The sequence below is a fragment of the Pantoea sp. X-Soil-TKNS-1207 genome (assembly GCF_059730485.1).
The window spans coordinates 180,269-203,605 of sequence record NZ_AP035959.1 but is presented as its reverse complement, the minus strand read 5'-3'; the positions used below and the strand labels follow the sequence as shown (position 1 = coordinate 203,605).

The window sequence follows — 23,337 nt, the reverse complement described above, 5'->3', positions numbered from 1 at the left end:
AAAAAAACTCTGCCAGAGGCTGGCAGGGTGAGCAGTTAAAAATCGACAGACGCCTCAAGGTACATCACGCGCGGTTCACCCTCGATAACGCGCAGGTTGCCGGCACTTGATTCGTAGTATTCACGGTTAAACAGGTTTTTCACGTTCAGCTTCAGCTGGGTATGCTTGCCGACTAACTGGCTATCCCAGGCAATAAACGCATCGGCCACGGTGTAGGCCGGCATGATAAAGCTGTTTTCCGGGTCGCCGGCACGGGTGCCAACATAACGGCCGCCGCCGCCAAGGCGTAATTCACCCGGCAACCACGAGAAGCGCAGCGTATGGCTGAGATACAGGCTGCCCATATTGGTTGGCGCATTGACCAGACGGTTGCCGATATTGGATGAGTTGACGTTGTCTTCAACAATTTCGGTTTTATCGTAGCTGTAGTTCGCCGTCAGATCCCAGTCAGGGGCGATGGCGCCGTTCACCTCAATCTCCGCCCCGGTAGAACGGGCCGCCGGGATATTACGCGTCACGCCGTTGATAAAGATCGACATGTCCTTTTCATCAATACGGTACAACGCCAGCGTTGCGCTCAGCGCCGGTGATACCTGCCATTTGCTGCCCACTTCATAGGTGGTGCCCTTCTCCGTCGAGGCGACATTGCCGTCATCGTCGGTTTCGGTCGATGGGGTAAAGGATTTGCTGTAGCTGGCGTACAGCGAAATATCCGGTGTGGCCTTATACACCACGCCCATCTGCGGCAGGAAGGCGTTACCCCGATCGTTAAGCGTGGTTTCGGGATTGATGAATCCGTTGCTGGAAGTCTGGGTGTAACGCTGGAAACGTCCGCCCAGCACGGCGATCCATTTGTCCGTCAGATGGATGCTGTCTTTGGCAAACACAGAACGACTATAGAGGTTGGTTCTGAGATTACTGATCGAGTCGCTGTAGGTGCTGTCATTCACCACCGGCTCCTCGCCATAAACCGGATCATACATGTTGAAGCTGTTCGACACTTTGCCGCGATACGAGTAAGCCTTGTAGGTTTCATTCTGCTCGTAATCGACACCCAGCAGGAGATCATGCTGCATACCGCCAATCACCGGAGAGCCGCTGACGTCCCATGAGGTATAGGTGGTCTGATGATTGAAGCCACGGTTGGCGTCGGCACGGCGCGAGACAATGCCGGTGGTGGTATCAATCGCGGTGGCGCGCACTTCGTTGCTGTCGTAACGACGCTGCATCCAGCCGTAGTTCAGGTGCGTGTCCCAGGTGTCGTTGATGGTGTAGCCATAGCTGACGTTCAGGCGTTTGTTTTTGCCCCACGCATGGTTGGCGCTGTCATCAAGACGTCGCTCGTAGGGGATATCCACCGGCTTGCCATCGATAAAGGCGGTGCCACGGTCATAAGGAACGTCGTATTTATATTCCACGTAGCTGATGTTGAACGAGCTGCGTTCGCCATACCAGCTCAGCGACGGCGCCAGCAGCGTATGTTCGTTAACGCCAAAGTTGCGCCAGTAATCTTCGCGCTGACGCTCTGCCACCATACGGAATGCAAAGCCGTTGCCCAGCGGACCGGTGATATCGACTGTGCCGGTGCCACCGCCGTAGCTGCTGGAGACGCCACTCAGATGGGTGTTCCACTCGTACTGCGGCTTTTTGCTCACCAGGTTAATGATGCCGCCTGGGTTGAGGATGCCATACAGCAGCGAAGAGGATCCCTTCAGCACTTCGACGTGGTCGATGCTGGCATCCATGGTCAGACCCTGGTTGCTGCGCACGCCGTCGATAAAAATTGAGCCGTCGGTATTGGAGCCAAAGCCACGCTTCACAAAGCCATCTTCGGTGCCACCGAGGGTATTTCCCTGGGTCACACCGCTGACAAATTTCACCGCATCGTTAAGGCTGGTGACCTGGTAATCCTGAATCACCTGTGGCGTCACTACGCTGATGGACTGAGGCGTCTCATTGCGCGGAGTATTGGTGCGCAGCGTTGCGGCGGCGTCTTCCTGGTTATAGCTCCCGGTTGATGCATCCTGGCTGGCGGTAACGGTCAGCGTATTGTCTGCGGCTGAAACGCCGTGACAGGCCAGAAAAGTAGACAAAAATAGAAGCTGAGATCCAGAGATTTTATTATTACGCACTGGTGAAAAAGGCAAAAGATACTTCATTTGATTAAATCCGCATCAGAAACAGAATAATAGTGAGGCGGGAATGATAATGAGATTAATTTTCATTTTCAATAATTTTTAAAATATTTAACCTTATTTTTTTCTATTACTCGCGCCAGTAGTGGGGGTTTTTCTTATTTTACTTTGCCGCAACAAAAATAATATGTAGTGAGTTTTCTCATTTAAATTCATCATGTTACATAAAATATGTAGTAGCCCATTTTGTTATTTAACGGATTTCGTTGATTTACTACATCTCAAAAATGAAATCTTATTTGGTCAATATAAACGCCGTTTCTATCCGAAATGAAAAGAAAAATTAAGGTAATCTTAAGGTTAATAGACGAAAAACTTATGCCTGAGACCTTATCGCCTCTGTTGAATCCATACGCAATATGCGGTTAATTTTCTACTGTGGTATCTGAAAACGTGAAGCCATCATCCTCTAACGTTAATCTGCAAAAACACGATCTTTACGGCGAGCGCTTCCGCGCCGTCAAACCCCATCTGTCGGCGGGATTATTGCGTGTGGCGCAATATATCAACGATAACCGTGGCATGGTGCTGGAGAAGACGGCGCTGAGCATTGCGGCCGAGACCCAAACCTCCGATGCCACGGTGATCAGAACGATCCAGGCGCTGGGATTTAGCGGCTTGCGCGATCTGAAAAGCGTGCTGGCTGGCTATCTGGGAATCACGCCGCGTTCACCGGGTAAGATGGTCAATACGGTGAAGAAAATGGCGCAGGATACCGGCGCCAGCATCGATTTTGTGTTGCAAAGCTATCGGACCAGCTGCGATATGCTGGACAGCCCCGCAAACCGCGTAGCGATTACCGATTCAGTGGCGCTGATGCGCGCCGCCAACCGGGTCGCGATTTTTGGCATCGGCGCGTCCGCCATCATGGCCGACTATGCCTCACGCCTGTTTAACCGCAACGGTATCCCGGCCTATGTGCTGAACCGCACCGGCATCGCGCTGAGTGAGCAGCTGCACCATATGCGCCAGGGCGATGTGCTGGTGATGCTGGCGCAAAAAAGCGCGCATCCTGAAGGGATGACCACGGTCAGCGAAGCCAGACGGCTCGGTATCCGCATCATCCTGCTCACCGCCACTGCCGGGACGGTTTTTGCCGAACATGCCGACCAGATCATTGAAATTCCCCGTAGCGCCACATCGGAACTGATGCCGGTTCATGCCACTCCGCTAATCTGCCTGGAAATTCTGGTGCTGGGGCTGTCCGCCTCCGCGCCGGTCCTTACGCTGAACAGCATCAATCGGTTGTATGAATTGTCGAACGCCCTGTCACGCGCGGGAAAGAAAAGCAGCTGATTGCCGCAGTGTTAATTAAGTGAATAAAATTCATATACTTTTTTCGCAACGGCTGTGTTAGGTTCGTTATTCCTGACTTACCCGAGAGAAAGATGATGTTTGTATTTATGGCGACATTCACAGCAACCACCACCACCGCTTTTGGCGGCGGCGGGCGTGTTTCTGTGGCTAACACCTAAGCAAACAGAATCTCAGCCCCGCCAGCATGGACGGGGAAAGGTTCTCCGTTCAGCGATGGCATGAATGGAGACACACGATGCGTTCAGTAGCAGGCAGCAAAGCACTTCTGATTATTGATATGCAGCAGGGACTGTTTCACGGGCCGCAAACCCCGTTCGCAGCCAGCGCTATCTTATCCAATATCAATATCCTGATTGATAACGCCAGAAACACCGACACACCGGTGTTCTTCGCACGCCATACCGGGCCTGATGGCTCGCCTTTTAGCGAACAAAGCCCACTGACGCAGCTCATCCCGGAACTGAATGTTGATGCGGATAATGACGTGGTATTTATTAAACGCTATCCCAACTGTTTCAGAGACACGACGTTGCTACAGCATCTGCGCCAGAAAAATATTGCGCAGCTGGTGATTGCCGGGATGAAAACCGAGATTTGCGTGGATACCACCTGCCGTGCGGCGGCGGATTTGGGGTTTTCCGTGGTGTTAATTTCCGATGCGCACAGCACGGTGGATAATCAGGCGCTGAGCGCGGATAACATCATCAGCCATCATAATCTCACCCTGGCCGGTCCTTTTGTTTCACTCTCCACCGCGCAAAACTGGGCGTTTTAAGCCGGTCGCTGTCAGAGGGCGTTTGCCCTCTGACAGGCCATCAGGCCGCAGGCGGCAGCGCCTGTAGAATCCGTTCGGCCTCTGCCGCGGTTAATGGGTAGTGATAAAACTGGCGATAAAAACGGCGGGTTGCGGCGATCATATCCAGCCCCGGAAACAGCGCCGGGTGCAGCTTACTGGCGGCCCACTGAATCTGTAACGCGACCTCGGTGCCATAGCGGTCCCACGGAAACACGCCTGCCGGATTCTGCCAGACGCGATGTTGTTTAACCGCCGTGACGCTGTTAAACAACGCGGCGTAATCCGATGCCGCCAGCGTTCCCGCCCCGGCGCCAATAATAATCACATCCGGGTTCCAGCGAATCACCTCCTCCGGTGAGATCGGCTTCATATTGCCATCAATCTCCGCCGCCACATTACGTCCCCCCGCCAGGGTGATCCAGGTGTCAATCAGGGTGTTACGCCCATCGACCTTCAGCGGATGCAGCGACTGAATATGCAACACGCGCGGACGCTGGCTGGCGCTCAGCCCGTGGGTTTTGGCACCGATGCTGGCGATTTGCTGATCCAGATAACGGTTGTAATCCCGCGCGCGCGTTTGCGCCTCGGCAGTGCCTATCACCTGCGCCGTGGTGTTGAGCGAACGTTTCATCGAGTCAAAATCATCAAACTGCATCTCCAGCACCGGAATGCCCGCCATGCGGTATGACTGCGCATCCGGATCGTGCGCCGGAACAAAAATGGCATCGACATGGCGCGCCACCAGCGCTTCACTGGCGAAGGTTTTGCCATGTGCCTGTAGCGCCTGATGCAGCGAAGGCTGCACCTTAAACATCCACGGCTGATCCGCCGGATGATTGACGGTGGCGACAATACGGTCGCCCGCGCCCAGCGTCATTAGCAGCGAGTGATGGGCATACCAGGCATCCGCCACGTTGTTTACCGCATGGGTAATCTCAACGCGATTGCCACCATCGTCGGTCACGGTTTGCGCCAGCGCCGTGGTGCTGAGCAGCAGCAACGGCAGCGCGCGCACTAAGCTGCAAAACGGTTTTAACATCGGTGCTTTCCCGGTCAGAAGTTAAGTTGCATTGAAACCTGCACCATACGCGGCGCACCCAGCGAGGCGCTGGCGTAACCTGCGCCGCTGTAGCCATTCAGTCCACCCGGCACAATATTGGTCCAGTAGTGACGATTGGTCAGGTTAGTCACATCGAGACGGAAGGTCGTGGCGGTGCTGAACAGGCGGGTGCGCCAGGCGGCCCCGGCATCCAGCGTGGTATATCCGCTGACCCAGCCGTCGTTCTGGTTATCGGTGCTGCGACGGCCAACATAATGAACGCCACCGTGAATATCGGTGCCGCTCAGCATCGGCAGGTCATAAGCCGCAAACAGGCTGGCGACGTAGCGCGCCAAGCCGACGATCTGCTTATCATCAGTTTGTTTGCTGGCGGTATCGAGCAGCCGGGGATCCAGCCAGGTCATGCCGCCGTAAACATGCAGACGATCCGTCACATCGCCGTCCGCCATCAACTCAATGCCCCGGTTGCGCTGTTCGCCATCAATGGCGTAATCACCGCTGGCGGTGGTATAGGCAAACGGGCGTTTGATCTGAAACAGCGCGGCGGTCAGCAGCAATTTATTCACGGCCAGTTTGCTGCCCACCTCAACCTGGCGGCTGCGATACGGCGCGAGGATATTACCGGCGTTGTTGGCCGTGGCGGGCGCGGTATCCCCCTGTTGCAGGCTGTCGGCGTAGCTGACATACAGCGTCAGCGGATCGATCGGCTTGTACATCAGGCTGGCGGAGCCGCTGAAGCCGCTGTTGGATGACTCACTGCTGCGGCTGCCGGTTTTATCGTAGTTGGCGGAACTCAGCAGGCTTTCGCTCCCGGCCAGCAACAGGCTCCACTGCGGGGAAAACGCCAGATTATCGCTGAGTAAGAACGCATGTTGCGTCGCGGTGGCCGAGTGATAACGTTGGGTAAAGTCCGGGTAATCCGGCTCGGCAAACGCCTGCGGATTATCGAGCGAGGCGCTGCCCAGCGTCGAGGTGGTCCCTGCCAGCGGGTTCATATTCTTCCAGACAAAACCGCGCACCCCGGTGGAGATCTGATGATGGATCCAGCCGGTATCCACTTCGCCATTCAGATTCGCCATATAGCTGTTGATGGTGAACCGGCTGGCGGTGGCCGATGAGGTGGTGGTGGTGTAATGCCCTTTATTATCGGTAAAGGTATTGGTGACCGCCGTCGATTCGCGATCGGCAATCTGACGCAGCACCCCGATTTCGCCCTGCCAGTTGCCGTCAAAATCGTGTTTCAGATGCACGCCTGCCGTCAGGGTATGGTTATCATCCCCGGCATACGACTGGCCAAGATGCACCGTTTTGGGATCGGGCGCCGCCGGGAAGGTCAGGCCGCTGCCAAGGGCAAATTTACCCGGCAACCCTTTGTCGTAGTAATGGTAATAGCTGAAGTTGGTCTCCAGCACCGTACGATCGCTAAGGTTGGCGTCCAGCGCCAGACTGACCAGTTGACGGCGCACTTTGCTGCCTTTCACATAGCCGTCGCCTTCGTCGTCCAGCAGATTGAGCCGATAACGCAGCCGATCGTTATCATCCAGCGGGCCGCTGAAATCGCCTGCCAGCTGATGGCTGAGTCCGGTGCCGGCCCCGACGGTGATGCTATGTTGCGGCGTATCGGTCGGACGTTTGCTTACGAAGTTAAACAATCCGGCGGGGTTGGCCGGTCCATACAGCGAACCCGCCAGGCCATTCAGCACGTCCAGATGATCAAACTGCTCCGCTGCGTAATCGGTGGTGGAGACCACGTTCAGGCCATCGATCATGCTGTTCTGCACCACGCTGCCCTGCATCCCGCGCGTCTGCGGGCGGGCGCCATCGCCCTGCACCGAAGGCATATAGCGATAGATGTCGCTGATGCTTTTCAACTGCTGGCTTTTCATTAGCGTCGGGGAGACGGTCTGTACCGACCAGGGGGTATTACGGATTTCCTGGCTGCCTAAATTGCCTAAGGTGGCTTTTTTATCCACCGATGAAGGGGGCTGATTCGGGGTTGCTGTCACCGTCAGATTAGGTTGTTCCACGGCATAAGCATTTATTGCTATCAGTACGCTCAGGCTAATTACGCTGATAGCAGGGGTGATACGCGCATTAATTTTCATTACCAGGCCATTGACTCGCTTTAAAGAAGATTGCTTTATGGTATTGTTTTGTAAGGTTATTATTATCGATATGTAAAGGAGTATATATCGGTAAATAACAAAAAACCAATCAGCGGCGGGCAGATAGCTTATTAGTGAAAATATCTGAGCGAATGTTAGAAATTTATTAATTCACCGCGTGCATTAAATAAGCGCATATCAGGTGTTGTAATTCACGGCGAATTTCCGGTGATGACAGATCGCCGCGTCGGGCAGCGTCATGCACGACGCCTTCCAGCGTCGCGGCAATCATCCGGCCAGCAATCCGCGCACGCGGCGATGTCGCGCCCAGAGTTTGCGCGGCAAAAGCGTAATAATAATCCTCGTAGCAACGCTCAAACTCGTCATGGGCGGCCCGCCCGGTGAGCGGTACCTCGTCCAGCAGCACCCGATGCAGGTTAGGATTAACCAGATGCGCCGCGATCACCCCATCAATAAGTTTTTCCACCCGCGCGGCCACCGGCCCGGCATCGTCCAGCGACCGCGCAGCCGCCAGTACGCCGAGAATAGCGTCCAGATGTTGTCGTCGGATCGCTTCCGCCAGCGCCAGCTTATTCGGGAAATATTGATACAGCGATCCCACGCTGACGCCCGCAATGCGCGCCACCTCATTGGTGGTAAATCTGGCCCAGCCGCCCAGGGTTAATACGCGAGTCGCCGCTTGCAGAATCAGGTCAACCATCACGCGTGAGCGCTGCTGGCGCGGTGCTTTGCGCATCGCGCGTTGGGGTTCAGGAACACGAGTTTTCAAATCAATTTCTCCGGCAGATAATAACTACCCTAAGCCATATATGGAGTAATAACAATATGTTAGGTGATATTCATCGCTATCGTGAAATCCGTCTTGCCAGCCGTTCCAGTGGTATGCCGCAGCCGGAAAACTTTGCTATTCAGCCTGGTCAGCTCAAAGCCTGTGGCGAAAATGACGTGCTGGTGCGCAATCGCTGGTTACGCGTCTCGATCTCCACCCGGCTGATGATGAGTGAAGACGCCGCTAACGTGAAAGGTATTCCGTTTCCAGCGCTGAATATCGGCGACACACTGGCCGATGCGGCGATTGGCGAAGTGGTGTTTGCCCCGACAGACAGCCCGCTGCAACCGGGCGACTACGTGCTGCACCCTTATGGCTGGCGCGAATGCGCCGTCGTCAGCCAGCATCAGTGTACGCCGCTGGGTCGTGAACCGGCCGATCCCGCCGCCATCCTGGGCCACGGCTGGACCGCTTACGCCGCCCTCACCCGCGCCATCCAGGTTCGCCCAGGGGATGTGGCTTTCGTCTCCAGCGGAGCCGGGGCCATCGGCTCGATGGCAGGACAAATTGCCCGCCAGCTGGGGGCCACGCAGGTCATCGGCAGCACGGGATCGCAGGACAAAGCGCAATGGATGCAGCAGGTGCTGGGTTACGATCAGGTGATTGTGCGCGGGGATAAGCCATTCGGCGATCAGCTGCGTCGCTGCGCGCCCAATGGCATCGACCTGTTTGTCGATATTGTCGGCGGTGAACAGCTGGAGGCGGCGGTTTCCCAGGCCAGCGAAGGGGCAAGATACGTGCTGCTGGGCGCGCTCTCGGCTGAACTCGCCCGCAACAAATCCACCAAATACGCGCCGGTCGAAATTGACAGCTTTGCGCTAATCGTCAAAGGCGTGACCCTGCGCGGCTACAGTGCCGATGACAACCCGGAAGTCTTCAGTGAATGGCTCAGCCGCCTGCAACAACCGGGCTGGTCCAGCCTGACGTTTCCCTCCACAAGCTATAAAGGGCTGGAATCCGCGCCCCAGGCGCTGGCCGATGCCTGTTCAGGCCGGGCGCGCGGTGTGGTGATTGTCGAAGTTTAAACCCCGCGAACGCCGGACTAAGGGGTCCGGCCCCGGTATTTTGCTGGCGCAACGCATCCTGCCCTGTCAGCATTTCTTTGCCGCCTGAAAACGACGCAGCCAGCGCGAAATAATTTTATGGTGGCAACCTCCGGGTTGGCGATATTGGGCATAATTTGATCCAGATCACATTTATCAGGCTGATAACAGGGTTGCGGGAAAACAGGACAAAAGCGGAAACATGAGCGAAATAGCAGCACAATCGTCAGGGTTAGCCGCTGCGGGCGCTGAAATATCTGCCGGTTATTGGCCTGTCGGGATGGCCTGCCGCAGCCGTTAGTCGATGAGAATCAATCTTAAAAGATATTATATTTCATAAGGATAATCTTATTTCGCTCTGCTCACTATCCCGCTGCTGTGACGCAGAGCGGCGCCGTTTACGCCGGTGGATTTGCATCGGCGATCTGCATAAGAAAATCTTAATAATTATCCCCACATTGATAACGCCTTAAGAACATCTTTTTTGATTACGAAACAATTTGTCGTATTTATCGGGGTGAGCCGTTTTTTTATTCTGGCAGGATACGCCGCACTTAGCGCCTCCTGGTCTCATTACTGTCATGCAGTGGTTTTCAAAAAACGCCGTTTTTTTTGCTGTAAAAACCTGTCTGGCTGCCTTTCTGGCATTGTACTTCGCCCTGGAACTCAACCTGGATAAACCCGCCTGGGCACTCACCACGGTGTTTGTTTCGTCCCAGCTCTATTCCGCGTCCACCATCTCCAAATCGGTGTTCCGTCTGCTTGGCACGCTGCTGGGCGGGGTGTTTATCTTTATTATCTTCCCCTCCACCGTTGAGTACCCGGTGCTGTTCAGCCTGTGCGTCTCTCTGTGGGTTAGCGTCTGTTTATATCTGTCGCTGCACGACCGTACGCCCAAAAGCTACGTCTTTATGCTGGCCGGTTACAGTGCGGCGATTATGGGGTTCCCGGAAGTCACCACCCCGCTGTCGATCACCAATACGGTGTTGTCGCGCATTGAAGAGATCACTCTCGGCATCGTGTGCAGCAGCCTGGTGCACGGTTTGCTGTTTCCGGTATCGATGCGCAGCCTGCTGGAGCAGAGCGTCAGCCAGTGGTATCTGAACGCGCGCAAACTGTGCAGCGACCTGCTCTCCGGCATCCCTGGTGATAAGTCGCCTGAGCGTGACGACATTTTGATCCGCATGGCGACCAATCCGCAGCAGGTTGAAGTCCTGATAACCCACTGCGTTTACGAAGGCAATGCCGCGCGACGGCTGATCCGTCTGGTCAGCGTGCAGTACCAGCACCTCTCCTATCTGATCCCAACCCTGACGGCAATTGAACTGCGCCTGCAACGGTTGTCGGCGCTGCAAATCCCCTTTCCGGAAAATGTCGCGCAGACGTTTCGCCAGTTTTTGCAATGGCTGCATGATGGCGAAGCGGTTGGCGACACCAGCGGCATTCAACAGCAACTGAGCGGCTGTCAGGCGCAGCTCAACGCGGCGTGGCACGACGGGGAACTTCCCACCGAAACCTGGCTGTTGCTGACCGGCCTGCTGGAGCGGCTGGCGGATTTTGTGCGCATTGCGGCGGCCTATCAAAGCGTCAGCGGTTTAGTCAGCGACCTTTCCGGCGACACCACGCTGGCGCGCGGCAAACGTACGCACCGTTTTTATGATAAGGGCCTGATCAGGCTATCGGCGCTCACCGCGTTCTGCGCCACCTTTGGTTCCTGCCTGCTGTGGATCGCCACCGGCTGGCGCGATGGCGCTTCCGCGCCGGTGATGGCCGCTATCCTCAGCTCGTTTTTTGCCGCGCTGGATACCCCCGTCACCTCAATGAAGCCTTTTATTCGCGGGGTGATTGTCGCCATCTTTATCAGCGTGATCTACGTGGCGATCCTGCTGCCGCAGGCCACCTCGTTTGAGGCCTTGATTATCTGCCTGGCGCCGGGGTTGATCCTGCTGGGGCTGATGATTGCCCGCCCGGCCACCAATATGATTGGCCTGAGCGTGGCGATACAGATCCCCGGCTTTATTGGTCTGGGCCATCATCTGATGCCGGACCTGGTGGCGCTGGTTAACGCTGCCATCGCCTCAATGACCGGGGTGCTGTTTGCGGTGATCATCACCGCCATCATGCGTAATAAACGCCCTTCGTGGACGGCACGCCGCGCGGTGCGTATCGGGTTGCGCGAGCTGCTGCGTTTTATCAAAGAACTTGAGCGCAATGGTTCGTCGCTGCTGGGACGACAGCGTTTTATCGGTGTGATGCTGGATAAGGTGAATGTGGTGCTGCCCCGTCTGCGCCTCGATCCGCAGCCCGATATGGCGTCGGCGGGCATGTTGCTGGCCGAGGTATGGCTGGGGGTGAACAGTTTTGATTACTACGCGCGCCATCAGGAGCTGCTGGCAAAATATCACCTCGATAGCGGCCAGATGTTCCATGAGCTGGGTTTGTTTCTCAAACGGCGCCTGAAATCGTTGCAGACGCCGCCCCACCCGGACCTGCTGGACGAGCTGGATTTGCTGCTGCTGATGCTGGAACGCCTGGCGAAGCGGGATGAAAGCCTGCTCACCCCGCTTTTCCATCTGTTCAGCGTCCGGCTGTATCTGTTCCCGCAACAGGCGTGGCCGGTGCTGACGCCGCGCCAGGCAGAGATGATGCAGCAGCAAAATTATCGGATGCCGACACGCTAAGCGTGCTCAGCGCGATCCGCCAGCAACGCATCGACAAAGGTCGCCACTTCGGGTTTAGTTCGTTCGATTTCGGCGATTTTAGCAGCAAACTTTGGCAGATACGCTTTGTGGGCGACCAGCAGCTCATCCAGCACCCTGATGGCGGTATCGCCCGCCGGAATCAGCGGATTGAGGGTAAAGGCGTGCAGCGCGGCGCCATAGTCGCCGCTCACGGCGGCGGCAATCACCGTCTCTTCCATGCCTTTCATCAGCTGGATCATGCCGCGCGCCGCCGGAGGTAACGCTCCCCAGCGCAGCGGTTCCGGTCCATGCGCGGTGATCGCCGCCGTCACTTCAACAATGCAGTCGAACGGCAGATCGGCAATCGCGCCATTATTGCGTGTCGAAACCACCATCAGCTTGCCGCTGTTGTTGTGAATCGACGCGATCAAATCGCAGGCGGCATCGCTGTAGTGTGCCCCGCCACGCTGGCTCAGTTCTTCCGGTTTGTAGTTAAGATTGACGTCCCGATACAGCTCGAACAACCGCCGTTCAGTTTTCTTCACCACTTCCGCGCGGGTCTCATAGCGGGCAAATTCGTCAACCGCATGTGCCAGCATCGGCTCCTGCAAATAGTAATAACGGTGATAGCCGCACGGCAGCAGACCGAGATGTTTGACCTGTTCGTAATGGAACGGGATCTGATGGATATTCTTCAGCCCTTCGTCGCTCTGCGCGCGATGTTCCGGCGCATAAATTTTCTCAATCAACTCGGCGGTGCGTTCGTTGCCGTGGCTATCCCACACGCGATGCCAGTGGAAATGGTTCAACCCGGCAAATTTGAAGAACAGCTCCGACTCCGGCAGCCCCAGTACCTCGCACGCCTGGGTGATATGGCCGAAAGGAACGTTGCACAGCCCGACGGTTTTTTCCCATTGCCCATATTTGATCGCCGCTTCGGTGACCATGCCAGCGGGATTGGTGAAATCCACCAGCCAGGCGTTCGGGCACAGCTCGCGCATATCGTTGATGATGTCGAGGATCACCGGAATGGTGCGCAAGGCTTTAAAGATACCGCCCGCGCCGTTGGTCTCCTGACCAAGCAGGCCATTGGCCAGCGGGATCGCCTCATCTTTCAGGCGCGCATCCAGCAGCCCGACGCGGAACTGGGTGGTGACGTAATCGGCATCCTGCAACGCGGCACGGCGATCGGGAGTCAGATGCACCTGCCAGTCAAGTTTTGCGGCGGCGATCATACGGCGCGCCATATTGCCGACAATCTCCATTTTCTCCGCGCCAGCCGCGATATCCACCAGCCAGAGTTCGGCAATCGGCAGCTGATCCCGCCGCTGAATAAGGCCTTCAATCAATTCCGGGGTATAGCTCGACCCTCCGCCAATGGTGACAATCTTGATCTTGTTTTTCATAGGGCAACACTCCATGAGGTTACAGGTTGGATAAAACTGAGTCCTGGAGAGGTAAAATCGGGCGAGTCATCCGCCGCATAAGTGACAACGTCACTCATGGCGGCGGTAATTATTATCTGCTGATGGACGGTTTACAGCGTCTCGCCGTTGCTGGCGATAACCTGTTGATACCAGGTAAAACTTTTCTTCTTAGATCGGGCGAAATCGCCGGTTTCATCGTCGTTACGGTTTACATAGATAAAGCCATAGCGTTTGCTGTACTGGCCGGTGCCGAACGAGACGCAGTCAAGACAGCCCCACGGGGTGAAGCCCATCAGATCCACCCCATCTTCCAGCACCGCTTTTTTCATCTGCTCAATGTGGGCGCGCAGATAGTCGATGCGATAGTCGTCATTGATTTCGCCATTGGCCTCCACCTTGTCGATAGCGCCAAAGCCGTTTTCCACGATAAATAACGGTTTCTGATAACGTTCGTACAGGGCATTGAGGGTGTAGCGCAGCCCGACCGGATCAATCTGCCAGCCCCAGTCCGACGCCTGAACATGGGGATTTTTGCGGCTGCCAGGGAAGGCTTCCAGCGGCGTATGCGCGGTTTGCGTGGCGGTGGCGTATTCCACCGCGTTGCTCATGTAATAACTGAAGCCGAGATAATCGGTGCAGCCTTCTCGCAGCGTCTGTTCATCGCCGGGGGCCATCTCGATATGAAAACCGCGCCGCGCCCACTCTTTTTTGATGTAAGAGGGATAGGCTCCGCGCATATGCACATCACCAAACAGGTAGCGATCCTGCATCGATTTCTGCGCATACATCACATCATCGGGGTGGCAGGACCAGGGATAGAGCGGCACCATCGCCAGCATACAGCCGATTTTGAAATCCGGGTTGATGGCATGACCAAGTTTGACCACGCGGGCGCTGGCCACAAACTGATGATGCAGCACCTGATACATCACCTCTTCCGGCCTGGCGTGATCGGTGAAAATCACCCCGGAGTTGCTGTAGCCGTAAAGCGGCCGCCGCCAGTTGCGCTGGTTATTGATCTCGTTGAAGGTCATCCAGTATTTCACTTTGTGTTTATAGCGTTTCAGCACCACTTCGCTGTAACGAACAAACAGGTCGATCAGGGCGCGGTTGAGCCAGCCGCCATATTCCTGCACCAGATGCAGCGGCATCTCGAAGTGCGACAGGGTAATCACCGGTTCGATGCCGTGCTTCAGCAGCTCGTCGAACATGTCGTCATAAAATTGCAGGCCCGCCTCATTCGGTTCCGCCTCATCTCCCAGCGGGAAGATGCGCGTCCAGGCAATCGAGGTACGGAAGCATTTGAACCCCATCTCAGCGAACAGCGCGATATCCTGTTTGTAGTGATGATAAAAGTCCGTCGCCAGATGGTTGGGATAGTGTTTCCCCGCCACAATGCCATCGGTGATTTCGCGATCCACGCCATGCGCGCCACCGGTCAGCACATCAACGATGCTCGGGCCTTTACCGCCTTCGTTCCAGCCACCTTCCACCTGATGGGCCGCCACTGCGCCACCCCATAAAAAATCTGCTGGTAATTTGTCAGACATAATCCTTCCTTAAGTAGATTAACGACGTCTTAATGCGTACGGGTTTTACTCATTTCCTGCACCTCGCGATGCAGATAAATCAACTCTTCCACCAGGTCGCGACACAGCATGGCGTTCATCAGATGATCTTGCGCGTGCACCATGATCAGATTGACCGGGATTTTGCCGCTGCCCTCATCCGCGCCGATCAGCTGCGTCTGAATTTTATGGGCCGCGCGCGCCGCGTCCCTTGCGTTTTCCAGCAGCGCATCGGCCTCGTCCCAATGCTGCTTACGGGCAGCCTGTAGCGCCTGCATGGATGACGAGCGTGCTTCACCGGCATGGATAATCAATTCCATCACCGTGGTTTCCATCTCATCCATCACTTCATCTCCTCTGCCAGGTTTTCATGCGCCATCTCCGCTTCCTGTTGCAGCAGCTGGCGTTCATACATTTTGAAGAACGGGTAATAAATCAGGGTCGAGAGACCAATCAGCAGCGCCACCAGTACCACTGCGCGCCAGTCCCAGCCGGTTGACCAGGCGGCACCGATCGGACCGGGCGTGGTCCAGGGCGCCAGCGAAATTACGTGGTTAATCAGGTTGGTTCGGGTTGCCGTCCAGGCAATCACCGCGTTAATTAACGGCGTGGTGATAAACGGAATAAACAGCAGCGGGTTCATCACCACCGGCGAACCAAAGATGATCGGTTCATTGATGTTGAACATGCCGGGTACCAGTCCGAGACGACCAATGGAGCGCAGATGGGCGGAGCGGCTGCGCAGATAGAGGATCACCAGCCCCATGGTGGCGCCGGAACCTCCCACGGTGATAAAGAACTGCCAGAAAGGCTCGATAAAGATCTTCGGAATCGGCTCACCGGCGGTTAACGCTTCCTGATTCAGACCGAGGTTGCTGAGCCAGAATGCCTGCAAAATGCCGCCGACAATCGCCGCGCCGTGAATACCGGCAAACCACAACAGATGGCACAACAGCACCGCAATCAACACCGCTGGCAGGGAATCTGCGGCAGAGATAATCGGCGCAAACACCGCCATAATCGCCTGCGGAATTAACAGGCCGAAGTGGCTCTGCATAAACAGATTCAGAGGATAAAGCGTCAGGAAAATCACCACGATCGGGATCAGCAGGTCAAACGACTGCCGGATCTTCGGCGGCACCTGCTCGGGCAATTTAAAGCCGATGTTGTACTTCACCAGCAGGTGCATCACCTCGGTACAGTAGAGGCTGATCAGAATGGCGGTGAAAATCCCTTCGCCGCCGAGGGAAGTGACCGACAGCGCCCCCTCCTTCTGCGGTGCGGCCACCACCAGAAAAGTCATCAGCGCCAGCAACGCGGCCATCAGCCCGTTGAGTTTGTAACTTTGCGCCAGGTTGTAGGCGATGGCGGCGGTGATAAACACCGCCATGATGCCCATCGTCATGTTGTAGGGCATCATCAGCTGGTCGTTGTACTGCTTAACGATCCCCAGCCACCACTGGGCAAACCCCCACTGGCTGGTTTCACTAAACGGCGGATGCGAGAACAACAGCATAAAAGAGCCAACAATCAAAAATGGCATCGACGCGATAAAACCATCTTTAATCGCCACCACATGCCGCTGCGAAGATAACCGTGCGGCAATGGGGCTGATGCGATTTTCGATCACCCCAAATAATGAATCAGCCAGTGTGCTCATTAAGCCCCCTTGTGAGATTCAATCAGGGATAGCGCGGATTGCAGAATTTTTTCACCATTTAACATGCCGTAGTCCATGGTATTTATGACGGCGACCGGCTTATTGAATTCCGCCGCTCGTTGCTGGAAATCAGCGAGCTTATATTTAATTTGCGGACCGAGCAGACAGCAGTCGTAATCGGCGATCTTATCTCTGAATTCCTCCATGCCAACCGCTTCAATACTGGCGTCTACCCCCAGCTGGCCTGCGGCTTTCACCATCCGTTGCACCACCATGCTGGTGGACATTCCTGCCGAACAACACAATAAGATTTTCACCATGGCATCCTCCTTTTTTTTTAAATTGTTACGCGTCATTGCCGGAATCTGCAACCGGTTACAGATTCTATTTATCTTTTTTGTGATCCATAACTCAGTCGGGTTAATCGCTTATTTTGTGATAAAGTTAAAATAATCTGAGACCGGTTTCATATTCGTCGGTAAATGACCGTTTATATTTAAAACCCCTGATTTCAGCAGGCGTGAGCGATTTTTTCGTATGGCGAAAAAAAGGTTTTTTTTGGTTACAATGGGCAGGTGAGCTGAAAAGGAAAACCAATGATAACCATGTTAGATGTTGCCAGACGCGCGGGCGTTTCTAAGGCAACCGTATCCCGCGTGCTGGCCGGGCACAGTTATGTCTCTAAAACGGTGCGTGACAAAGTGATGCAGGCGGTGGATGAGATGGGCTACCGACCAAACCTGGTGGCGCGCAATCTGGCGACCAACCGCTCGCACAGCATCGGCCTGATGGTGCCCAACACCCTGTATCATGGCCCGTTTTTCAGCGAGCTGATGTTCCAGGTCGCTACCCTGACCGAACAGCTCGGCTCACAGCTGGTGCTGGCAGACGGCAAACACAATGCGGAACAGGAGCGGGAAGCGATTCATTTCCTGATCGATAGCCGTTGTGACGCGGTAATTATCTATCCGCGCTACCTGAGCGTGGATGACATCGACCAGCTGATCCCCACCCTTAGCAAGCCGCTGATTATTCTCAACCGCCGTCTGAGCCGTTTTCCGCAATATTCCGTCTGTGCCGATCATGAACAGGACACGGTGCAGGCGGTTAATTATCTTGTTGAGCGCGGCCACCGGGAGATTGCATTTATCACCGGCATGGTCGGTTCCCATACCGGCCGCAGCCGTTTAAACGGCTTTCTGACCGCGCTGGCGCAAAATAATATCGTGCCGCAGGAAGCGTTGATGCTGGAGGGAAGCTGGACCATCGAAAGCGGTCGCCAGGCAGCGCTGACCCTGTTGCAGCGCGGGGTTAGTTTCTCGGCGCTGGTGGCGAGCAATGATGATATGGCGATTGGGGCCGCATCCGCGCTTCATGCGGCGGGCAAACGGCTGCCGGAGGATGTCTCCCTGCTCAGCTTCGATGATATTCCGGTGGCGTCATATTTCATCCCGGCGCTGACGTCAGTACATGTGCCGGTGGCGGAGATGGTCTCCAGCGCGATGATGCAGCTGTCGAAAATGCTGGATGGCGAGCAGGTGACGCCGCTGCCGCTGATGCGCGGCGAATTAATCCGTCGCGCATCGGTAAGCAATGGCCCGTGGTACAGGGGTTAACTGACCCCCGTCTCCCCCGCCGACAACGGTTTGCCGCGCAGTAAGCTGCGCAGCGCCGGCTCGGCGTAGCGGGTGATAAACCGCGCCATAAAGTAGATTACGGTGATCACCACCAGCGGCATCAGCAGCATAACGTACTCATTCTTAATCCAGCCGTTGAGCTTCACCAGCGTGCCAATCATTAAATTCTCGTGGATCAGATAGAGTGCGTAGCTGGAAAAACCAATAGCGGTAAGAAAAGGGGTGGAAAGGATTTTTTCGATACGTCGGGAATAAAAACTGGCGATAAAGAACGCCATCACCATCAGCAACGGAATAATCACTACCCAGCCGGTATTTTTAACGTAATAACTAAAGTTAATCAGCACGGCTAACGCCACCAGTGGATAATGGTAGAGCCGATCCCGGTTATGCATCCGTTCATACACCAGGCAGCCGATCATAAACCAGGAATAATGAATAAAACCGAACTTTGAAATAATATCCGTTACCAGCGGATGGCCCAGCATTTTCAGGACCGACGCTGCGGATAATGCCAGCATGGGCACAATTAAGCCGGGCAGACAAAACCTGCGCCCGGCCAGAAAATAAACCGCACCGATCACCACATAAAATACCGCTTCCACATACAGTGACCAGAATGAACCGGCCAGCGATTTAAACTCAATGCCGGTCGCCATCGACAGGGTTTCCGGGTTGATAAACGTCAGACCTGGGATCAGGTTCAGCACATATGGCTTGATGGCGGGCCATTCCGGGAACAGCCCGGCGGCAAAGTAAAGCAGCATACTGGCAATAAACATCGCCGGAAATAATCGCAGCCAGCGTTTCCTCAAGAAACTGATTAAACTCTCTGATTTATCCAGCGTCATAAATATCACAAAGCCAGAAATCATAAAAAATAATGGCACGCCCAGATAACCAAAAGAGAACAGCGGAAAATTTTTGGTAATTGATGCATAAGGAAGTAGCTCGGCCCATCGTGCATAAGCATGAAAGCCGATGACCAGCAGGATCGCTAAACCCCGCATTCCATCGAGATGCCTGATTCGCGCGCGCATAGTTTCTCCGGAGAGATAAACGTGAGAGGAACTGGCAAATTAGCACTGCGAGTTCTTAACCAGCAATAAGAATAATTCTGATTAAATATCGGGGAAAAATAAGAATTGCTAAACTTCAGGTCAATTCAGAATAAAATATGAACATTGCGTCAGGGATTAATTGCCTCCGTTCCTGGGTACGCTGGGTGTAATATTTTAATCCATCCCCAGGTTAACGCAGCGATAACGCTGGGATTAGTTGTAAAGCGTGCGCGCCAGGGTAAACCAGAGCCGTGGAGGCGGGTTAAGCCGCACGCTTAACGGTGGCTGATGCATATAAATTCGCGCCCGGATGAATTACCTCAGCGCCTGCTGCAACGCCGCCAGCACCACCGTCATCCCGCGGCTAACCATACGGTCATGGCGCATCAGGGTGCTGAGGTGACGTTGTAACGCAGGTTGCGGGGCCGAAACACGCAGTCCGGCGCCATCTTCCTCCTGTGCCAGCGCCATCGCCGGAACCAGGCTGTAGCCCAGTCCGGCTCGCACCATGCGTTTGATCGCTTCGATGCTGCCCAGCTCCATCACCGGCGTCGGTCGCACGCCAGCCTGACGAAACCAGGCGTCGATCACCGCGCGCGTGCCGCTGCCCGGTTCAAACACAATCAGCGGCAGCGCTGCCAGGGCCGCAGGCGTCAGCGGCGGTTCCTCGCTGGCGCCCGGCGTGATTAAGCGGAATGCCTCTTCACACAGCAGCGTGACGTGCACGCTGCTGCTGGCAACCGGCAGCGTCACCAGCCCGATATCCACCTGATTCTCCTCTACCGCGCGTACAATGGCGGCGGTGTTGCCGGTACGCACATCCACTTTCAGCTGCGGATGCTGCTGGCGCAGCTGTTGCAGCAACGGCGGCAGAAGATGTATGCAGGCGGTCGCGCCGGTGCCGATAATGACCGTGCCGCCGATCTCATCGGCGTGCTGGGTAACGGCGGCCAGCGTGGCGGCCACCGCGCGGCTAATCTGCTCACCGTGTTCCAGCAGCGCCAGTCCGGCGGTGGTGGCGCGCACACCGCGCCCGGTGCGTTCAACCAGGCGGGTTTGCAGCGCCTGCTCCAGCTGGCGAATTTGCAGGCTGATCGCCGGTTGCGACAGGCCGAGGGCTTCGGCCGCGCCGGAAAAGCTGCCACGGCTGATCACCAGCCGGAAGGTGTCCAGATGATCGAGATTAAGGCTGGCCATCTCTAAAAATTCCTTATAGCGCGCATAAGCGGGCCGGGCTGCCACAGAGTCAGCCGACAGGTTAGCCTGAATAAAGAAAACAGACGAGAGCCGTAACGATGGAAATTTTGCAGGCAGATGAACAACATATTCCCGCCATTCAACACATTTATGCGCACCACGTCCGGTACGGCTGCGCCAGCTTTGAAACCGATCCGCCCGATGAAGCCACCATGCTGGCGCGTCTGCAAAAAATAACCGACGCCGGGCTGCCGTGGTTTGTCGCACTGGAAGATGGCGTGGTGATGGGATATTGCTACCTGTCGCGCTGGCGCGAGCGTTTTGCCTACCGCTTTACCGTCGAAGATTCGGTGTATATCGACCAGCGCTTCACCGGACGCGGCATTGGCAGGCAGCTGCTCGCCCATGCGCTGGCGTGGGCGGAACAACAGGGCTTTCGCCAGATGATCGGCGTGGTGGGCGACAGCCAGAACAGCGCCTCCATCGCCCTGCATCGGTCGGCGGGCTTCTCCCTGACCGGCACGCTGCGTGCGGTCGGCTTCAAACATGGCCGCTGGCTGGATACGGTGATAATGCAACGCGAGCTGGGCGCTGGCGACAGTACCCCGCCCTGATTCAGGCCGAACAGGCACGGGTAAACAGGCTTACCAGCGCGATAACCTGTTCATCCAGCGGGATCAGCTCCTTTTTCACAATCAGATGCATCGGCGTACTGCGACGGCCGCCATGATTGAGCGGCAACGGTTGCAGCACGCCCTGCTGAAGCGCCTCGGCGATACGCCCGTGCGGCAGCCAGCCATAGCCCACCTGATGCAGCACCGCCTCAATCGCCGTGTCCACCGTGGAGAAAAACCACTGCTCCGATTGCCCGACCGAGGCGTGCGGCGCCTGGGATCGCGCGGTGCCAATGCGGATTTGCGGATAGCGCGAAAGGTCATATTCACTTAGCGGCCGCGGCAGGGTCAGCAACGGATGGTCGCGATGGATCACCGCGAGAAAATCCACGTTCATCAGCCACTGCCCGCGTCCGGCAACGTCTTCGCGGCGTGACATCACCATCACATCAGCATCCGGCACGGCGGGATGGAACGGATCGTCATACTCCAGCACCTCGGTAAGCTGGATTTGCGTGGCCGGATACTGCTGCTGGAACTGCTGCAATACCCGGAACAGCGTCTGGCGCGGAAACATATTATCGACCACCAGCTCCAGCTGAGTACGCATCCCGTTATGCAGCGTCGCCGCGCGGGCTTCCAGCCCGTGGAACGCATGTAATAGCGGACGCACCTGCGCCAGCAGCATCTCGCCCTGCGCGGTCAGCAACGCGCGTCGTCCTTCAATGCGCAGCAGGGCAACGCCCAGACGATCCTGCAACAACGACAAGTTGTAGCTGACGGATGACTGGCTGCGGTTCAGCGCTTCCGCCGCCTGATTAAACCCGCCCAGCTCTACCACTTTATCGAGAATCGCCCATTGCTCCAGCGTGGTTTTAAACATAAACACATCAACTTTTTGGATTAAAACTATCCAAAATTAGCGTTATTCATTCAATTTTTACAGCGCTATTTTATCTCTATCGCAACAGGAGAATGATTATGAGCAGCTTTAATAAAGATGATTTGAGCGGTTTTATCGGTAAACACCTGGTCTACACCTATGACAATGGCTGGAATTACGAGATCTACGTGAAGAATGGCACCACGCTGGACTACCGTATTCACAGTGGCCTGGTGGGTAATCGCTGGGTAAAAGATCAGCAGGCGTACATCGTGCGGGTAGCTGATGCGGTGTATAAAATTTCCTGGACCGAACCGACCGGCACCGACGTCAGCCTGATTGTTAACCTCGCCGATCGTATCTTCCACGGCACCATCTTCTTCCCGCAGTGGGTGATGCTGGCGCCCGAAAAAACCGTCTGCTTCCAGAATGACCACCTGAGTGAAATGGCGGCCTTCCGTGAACAGGGACCGGCCTACCCAACCACGGTGATTGATGAATTCGCCACCATCACCTTCGTGCGTGACTGCGGTCCCGACAATGACAGCGTGATTGCCTGCGCGGCAAGCGAGTTGCCGGCAGACTTCCCCGCCAATCTGGCTTAATCGCCATAGGCTGCGCTGTGGAAATCATATTCCCAGCGCAACACATCCCCGTACAGCGACGAAAGTCGCTGTCGTTCGCTTTCCGTCAGGGTCAGCGCGCAGGCATCCAGCTCCGCCCTTAACCAGCACGCCTGCTGATAAAACGCCGGTTCCGCATGAAGCTCGACCCAGCGCCGGACATCCGCGTCGCGCTGGGTTTGCTGCGCCACGCGCGCGCACCAGTGGTAATACATCCACTCGGCGCCGAACATAATGGTGATGATGTCGGCGTAGCTGCCCTGCTGCGCGGTATGCAGCATCCCCTGATCAAAACGCTTCACCCCCGGTAAATCCGCAGGCACGCTGGCCGGATCGATATTGCGCCGCGCATACACCTCTTCAAACCAGGCAATCTGCGTATCCACCAGCGCATTCAGCACCGTAATCAGCCAGCGCTGCTGGCGGATATCAGGGGCTTTGCTGATGCCAAGGGCGAAGATGGCAATCGCGGTGGCGACAAAATTGCCTTCAAACACCAGGTAACGATTGAATACCTGATCGGCGAGACGGTCCTGTTCAATATCCAGCACGAAAGGATGCTGCTGCATCGCCTGCCAAATCGCCTGATGTTCCTGCAATAAACGGTCGGTGAATGACAT

20 protein-coding genes are annotated in these 23,337 nt (G+C 55.8%); 7 read left to right on the top strand and 13 right to left on the bottom strand.

Annotated features, from left to right (window positions below; all coding sequences use genetic code 11):
* Positions 1-35: 35 nt before the first annotated feature.
* Entirely contained in the window at positions 36-2,159 is a 2,124-nt protein-coding gene (locus AC6I8V_RS21130; RefSeq protein WP_497846435.1) for a TonB-dependent siderophore receptor, read from the bottom strand.
* Positions 2,160-2,588: 429 nt separating this feature from the next.
* Here AC6I8V_RS21130 and AC6I8V_RS21125 point away from each other — a divergent pair, with 429 nt between their 5' ends.
* Together AC6I8V_RS21125 and AC6I8V_RS21120 are read left to right on the top strand one after the other, a co-directional pair.
* Positions 2,589-3,491, top strand: coding sequence for a MurR/RpiR family transcriptional regulator (locus AC6I8V_RS21125; RefSeq protein WP_497846434.1), 903 nt, complete (start codon positions 2,589-2,591; stop codon positions 3,489-3,491).
* 256 nt (positions 3,492-3,747) lie between these two features.
* Complete coding sequence (locus tag AC6I8V_RS21120; RefSeq protein WP_497846433.1) at positions 3,748-4,287, top strand: cysteine hydrolase family protein; 540 nt, start codon at positions 3,748-3,750, stop codon at positions 4,285-4,287.
* A gap of 40 nt (positions 4,288-4,327) precedes the next feature.
* Here AC6I8V_RS21120 and AC6I8V_RS21115 read toward each other — a convergent pair whose 3' ends face one another.
* The 3 genes from AC6I8V_RS21115 to AC6I8V_RS21105 form a co-directional block, all read right to left on the bottom strand.
* The gene (locus tag AC6I8V_RS21115; RefSeq protein WP_497846432.1) at positions 4,328-5,347 is read right to left on the bottom strand and encodes an ABC transporter substrate-binding protein; all 1,020 of its coding nucleotides are present in this window, start codon (positions 5,345-5,347) and stop codon (positions 4,328-4,330) included.
* A gap of 14 nt (positions 5,348-5,361) precedes the next feature.
* Entirely contained in the window at positions 5,362-7,473 is a 2,112-nt protein-coding gene (locus AC6I8V_RS21110; RefSeq protein WP_497846431.1) for a TonB-dependent receptor, read from the bottom strand.
* Positions 7,474-7,639: 166 nt separating this feature from the next.
* A complete protein-coding gene (locus AC6I8V_RS21105; RefSeq protein WP_497846430.1) occupies positions 7,640-8,263 on the bottom strand; it encodes a TetR/AcrR family transcriptional regulator in 624 nt (207 codons plus the stop codon).
* 56 nt (positions 8,264-8,319) lie between these two features.
* Here AC6I8V_RS21105 and AC6I8V_RS21100 point away from each other — a divergent pair, with 56 nt between their 5' ends.
* Positions 8,320-9,348, top strand: a complete 1,029-nt coding sequence (locus tag AC6I8V_RS21100; protein ID WP_497846428.1) for an MDR family NADP-dependent oxidoreductase — start codon at positions 8,320-8,322, stop codon at positions 9,346-9,348.
* 599 nt (positions 9,349-9,947) lie between these two features.
* Positions 9,948-12,047 carry an FUSC family protein gene (locus tag AC6I8V_RS21095; RefSeq protein ID WP_497846426.1) on the top strand — a complete coding sequence of 700 codons (2,100 nt, stop codon included), beginning with the start codon at positions 9,948-9,950 and terminating at the stop codon, positions 12,045-12,047.
* Here AC6I8V_RS21095 and AC6I8V_RS21090 read toward each other — a convergent pair.
* The 5 genes from AC6I8V_RS21090 to AC6I8V_RS21070 form a co-directional block, all read right to left on the bottom strand.
* The gene (locus AC6I8V_RS21090; protein ID WP_497846425.1) at positions 12,044-13,453 is read right to left on the bottom strand and encodes a 6-phospho-beta-glucosidase; all 1,410 of its coding nucleotides are present in this window, start codon (positions 13,451-13,453) and stop codon (positions 12,044-12,046) included. The two genes, AC6I8V_RS21095 and AC6I8V_RS21090, sit on opposite strands and share 4 nt — an antisense overlap.
* A gap of 131 nt (positions 13,454-13,584) precedes the next feature.
* A complete protein-coding gene (locus AC6I8V_RS21085) occupies positions 13,585-15,024 on the bottom strand; it encodes a 6-phospho-beta-glucosidase (protein ID WP_497846424.1) in 1,440 nt (479 codons plus the stop codon).
* Between the two features lie 29 nt (positions 15,025-15,053).
* Complete coding sequence (locus AC6I8V_RS21080; protein WP_497846423.1) at positions 15,054-15,386, bottom strand: PTS lactose/cellobiose transporter subunit IIA; 333 nt, start codon at positions 15,384-15,386, stop codon at positions 15,054-15,056.
* A complete protein-coding gene (locus AC6I8V_RS21075) occupies positions 15,386-16,702 on the bottom strand; it encodes a PTS sugar transporter subunit IIC (protein WP_497846422.1) in 1,317 nt (438 codons plus the stop codon). The genes AC6I8V_RS21080 and AC6I8V_RS21075 overlap by 1 nt, the downstream gene beginning before the upstream one ends.
* Positions 16,702-17,022 (bottom strand): PTS sugar transporter subunit IIB, encoded by a 321-nt coding sequence (locus tag AC6I8V_RS21070; RefSeq protein WP_497846580.1) that lies wholly within the window; start codon positions 17,020-17,022, stop codon positions 16,702-16,704. The genes AC6I8V_RS21075 and AC6I8V_RS21070 overlap by 1 nt, the downstream gene beginning before the upstream one ends.
* Positions 17,023-17,298: 276 nt before the next feature.
* Between AC6I8V_RS21070 and AC6I8V_RS21065 the strand changes: the two genes are divergently transcribed.
* A complete protein-coding gene (locus tag AC6I8V_RS21065; RefSeq protein ID WP_497846421.1) occupies positions 17,299-18,318 on the top strand; it encodes a LacI family DNA-binding transcriptional regulator in 1,020 nt (339 codons plus the stop codon).
* Here AC6I8V_RS21065 and AC6I8V_RS21060 read toward each other — a convergent pair.
* Positions 18,315-19,379: an acyltransferase family protein gene (locus tag AC6I8V_RS21060; protein WP_497846419.1), complete on the bottom strand. Its 1,065-nt coding sequence runs from the start codon at positions 19,377-19,379 to the stop codon at positions 18,315-18,317. The two genes, AC6I8V_RS21065 and AC6I8V_RS21060, sit on opposite strands and share 4 nt — an antisense overlap.
* Positions 19,380-19,715: 336 nt before the next feature.
* Entirely contained in the window at positions 19,716-20,597 is an 882-nt protein-coding gene (locus AC6I8V_RS21055) for a LysR family transcriptional regulator (RefSeq protein ID WP_497846418.1), read from the bottom strand.
* Between the two features lie 98 nt (positions 20,598-20,695).
* Between AC6I8V_RS21055 and AC6I8V_RS21050 the strand changes: the two genes are divergently transcribed.
* Complete coding sequence (locus tag AC6I8V_RS21050; protein ID WP_497846417.1) at positions 20,696-21,211, top strand: GNAT family N-acetyltransferase; 516 nt, start codon at positions 20,696-20,698, stop codon at positions 21,209-21,211.
* Between the two features lies 1 nt (position 21,212).
* On the opposite strand, the gene AC6I8V_RS21045 is transcribed toward AC6I8V_RS21050, so the two are convergent.
* Positions 21,213-22,094 (bottom strand): LysR family transcriptional regulator, encoded by an 882-nt coding sequence (locus AC6I8V_RS21045; RefSeq protein WP_497846415.1) that lies wholly within the window; start codon positions 22,092-22,094, stop codon positions 21,213-21,215.
* Between the two features lie 95 nt (positions 22,095-22,189).
* Here AC6I8V_RS21045 and AC6I8V_RS21040 point away from each other — a divergent pair, with 95 nt between their 5' ends.
* Entirely contained in the window at positions 22,190-22,699 is a 510-nt protein-coding gene (locus AC6I8V_RS21040) for a phenolic acid decarboxylase (protein WP_497846579.1), read from the top strand.
* Here the strand turns inward: AC6I8V_RS21040 and AC6I8V_RS21035 are convergent.
* Positions 22,696-23,337, bottom strand: a complete 642-nt coding sequence (locus AC6I8V_RS21035) for a TenA family protein (protein WP_497846414.1) — start codon at positions 23,335-23,337, stop codon at positions 22,696-22,698. The two genes, AC6I8V_RS21040 and AC6I8V_RS21035, sit on opposite strands and share 4 nt — an antisense overlap.

Bases quoted from the DNA above. Each gene is read 5' to 3' on its own strand.
- AC6I8V_RS21130 (WP_497846435.1), bottom strand. From the start codon at position 2,159: ATGAAGTATCTTTTGCCTTTTTCACCAGTGCGTAATAATAAAATCTCT.
- AC6I8V_RS21120 (WP_497846433.1), top strand. From the start codon at position 3,748: ATGCGTTCAGTAGCAGGCAGCAAAGCACTTCTGATTATTGATATGCAG.
- AC6I8V_RS21115 (WP_497846432.1), bottom strand. From the start codon at position 5,347: ATGTTAAAACCGTTTTGCAGCTTAGTGCGCGCGCTGCCGTTGCTGCTG.
- AC6I8V_RS21110 (WP_497846431.1), bottom strand. From the start codon at position 7,473: ATGAAAATTAATGCGCGTATCACCCCTGCTATCAGCGTAATTAGCCTG.
- AC6I8V_RS21100 (WP_497846428.1), top strand. From the start codon at position 8,320: ATGTTAGGTGATATTCATCGCTATCGTGAAATCCGTCTTGCCAGCCGT.
- AC6I8V_RS21095 (WP_497846426.1), top strand. From the start codon at position 9,948: ATGCAGTGGTTTTCAAAAAACGCCGTTTTTTTTGCTGTAAAAACCTGT.
- AC6I8V_RS21090 (WP_497846425.1), bottom strand. From the start codon at position 13,453: ATGAAAAACAAGATCAAGATTGTCACCATTGGCGGAGGGTCGAGCTAT.
- AC6I8V_RS21085 (WP_497846424.1), bottom strand. From the start codon at position 15,024: ATGTCTGACAAATTACCAGCAGATTTTTTATGGGGTGGCGCAGTGGCG.
- AC6I8V_RS21080 (WP_497846423.1), bottom strand. From the start codon at position 15,386: ATGGATGAGATGGAAACCACGGTGATGGAATTGATTATCCATGCCGGT.
- AC6I8V_RS21075 (WP_497846422.1), bottom strand. From the start codon at position 16,702: ATGAGCACACTGGCTGATTCATTATTTGGGGTGATCGAAAATCGCATC.
- AC6I8V_RS21070 (WP_497846580.1), bottom strand. From the start codon at position 17,022: ATGGTGAAAATCTTATTGTGTTGTTCGGCAGGAATGTCCACCAGCATG.
- AC6I8V_RS21065 (WP_497846421.1), top strand. From the start codon at position 17,299: ATGATAACCATGTTAGATGTTGCCAGACGCGCGGGCGTTTCTAAGGCA.
- AC6I8V_RS21060 (WP_497846419.1), bottom strand. From the start codon at position 19,379: ATGCGCGCGCGAATCAGGCATCTCGATGGAATGCGGGGTTTAGCGATC.
- AC6I8V_RS21055 (WP_497846418.1), bottom strand. From the start codon at position 20,597: ATGGCCAGCCTTAATCTCGATCATCTGGACACCTTCCGGCTGGTGATC.
- AC6I8V_RS21050 (WP_497846417.1), top strand. From the start codon at position 20,696: ATGGAAATTTTGCAGGCAGATGAACAACATATTCCCGCCATTCAACAC.
- AC6I8V_RS21045 (WP_497846415.1), bottom strand. From the start codon at position 22,094: ATGTTTAAAACCACGCTGGAGCAATGGGCGATTCTCGATAAAGTGGTA.
- AC6I8V_RS21035 (WP_497846414.1), bottom strand. From the start codon at position 23,337: ATGTCATTCACCGACCGTTTATTGCAGGAACATCAGGCGATTTGGCAG.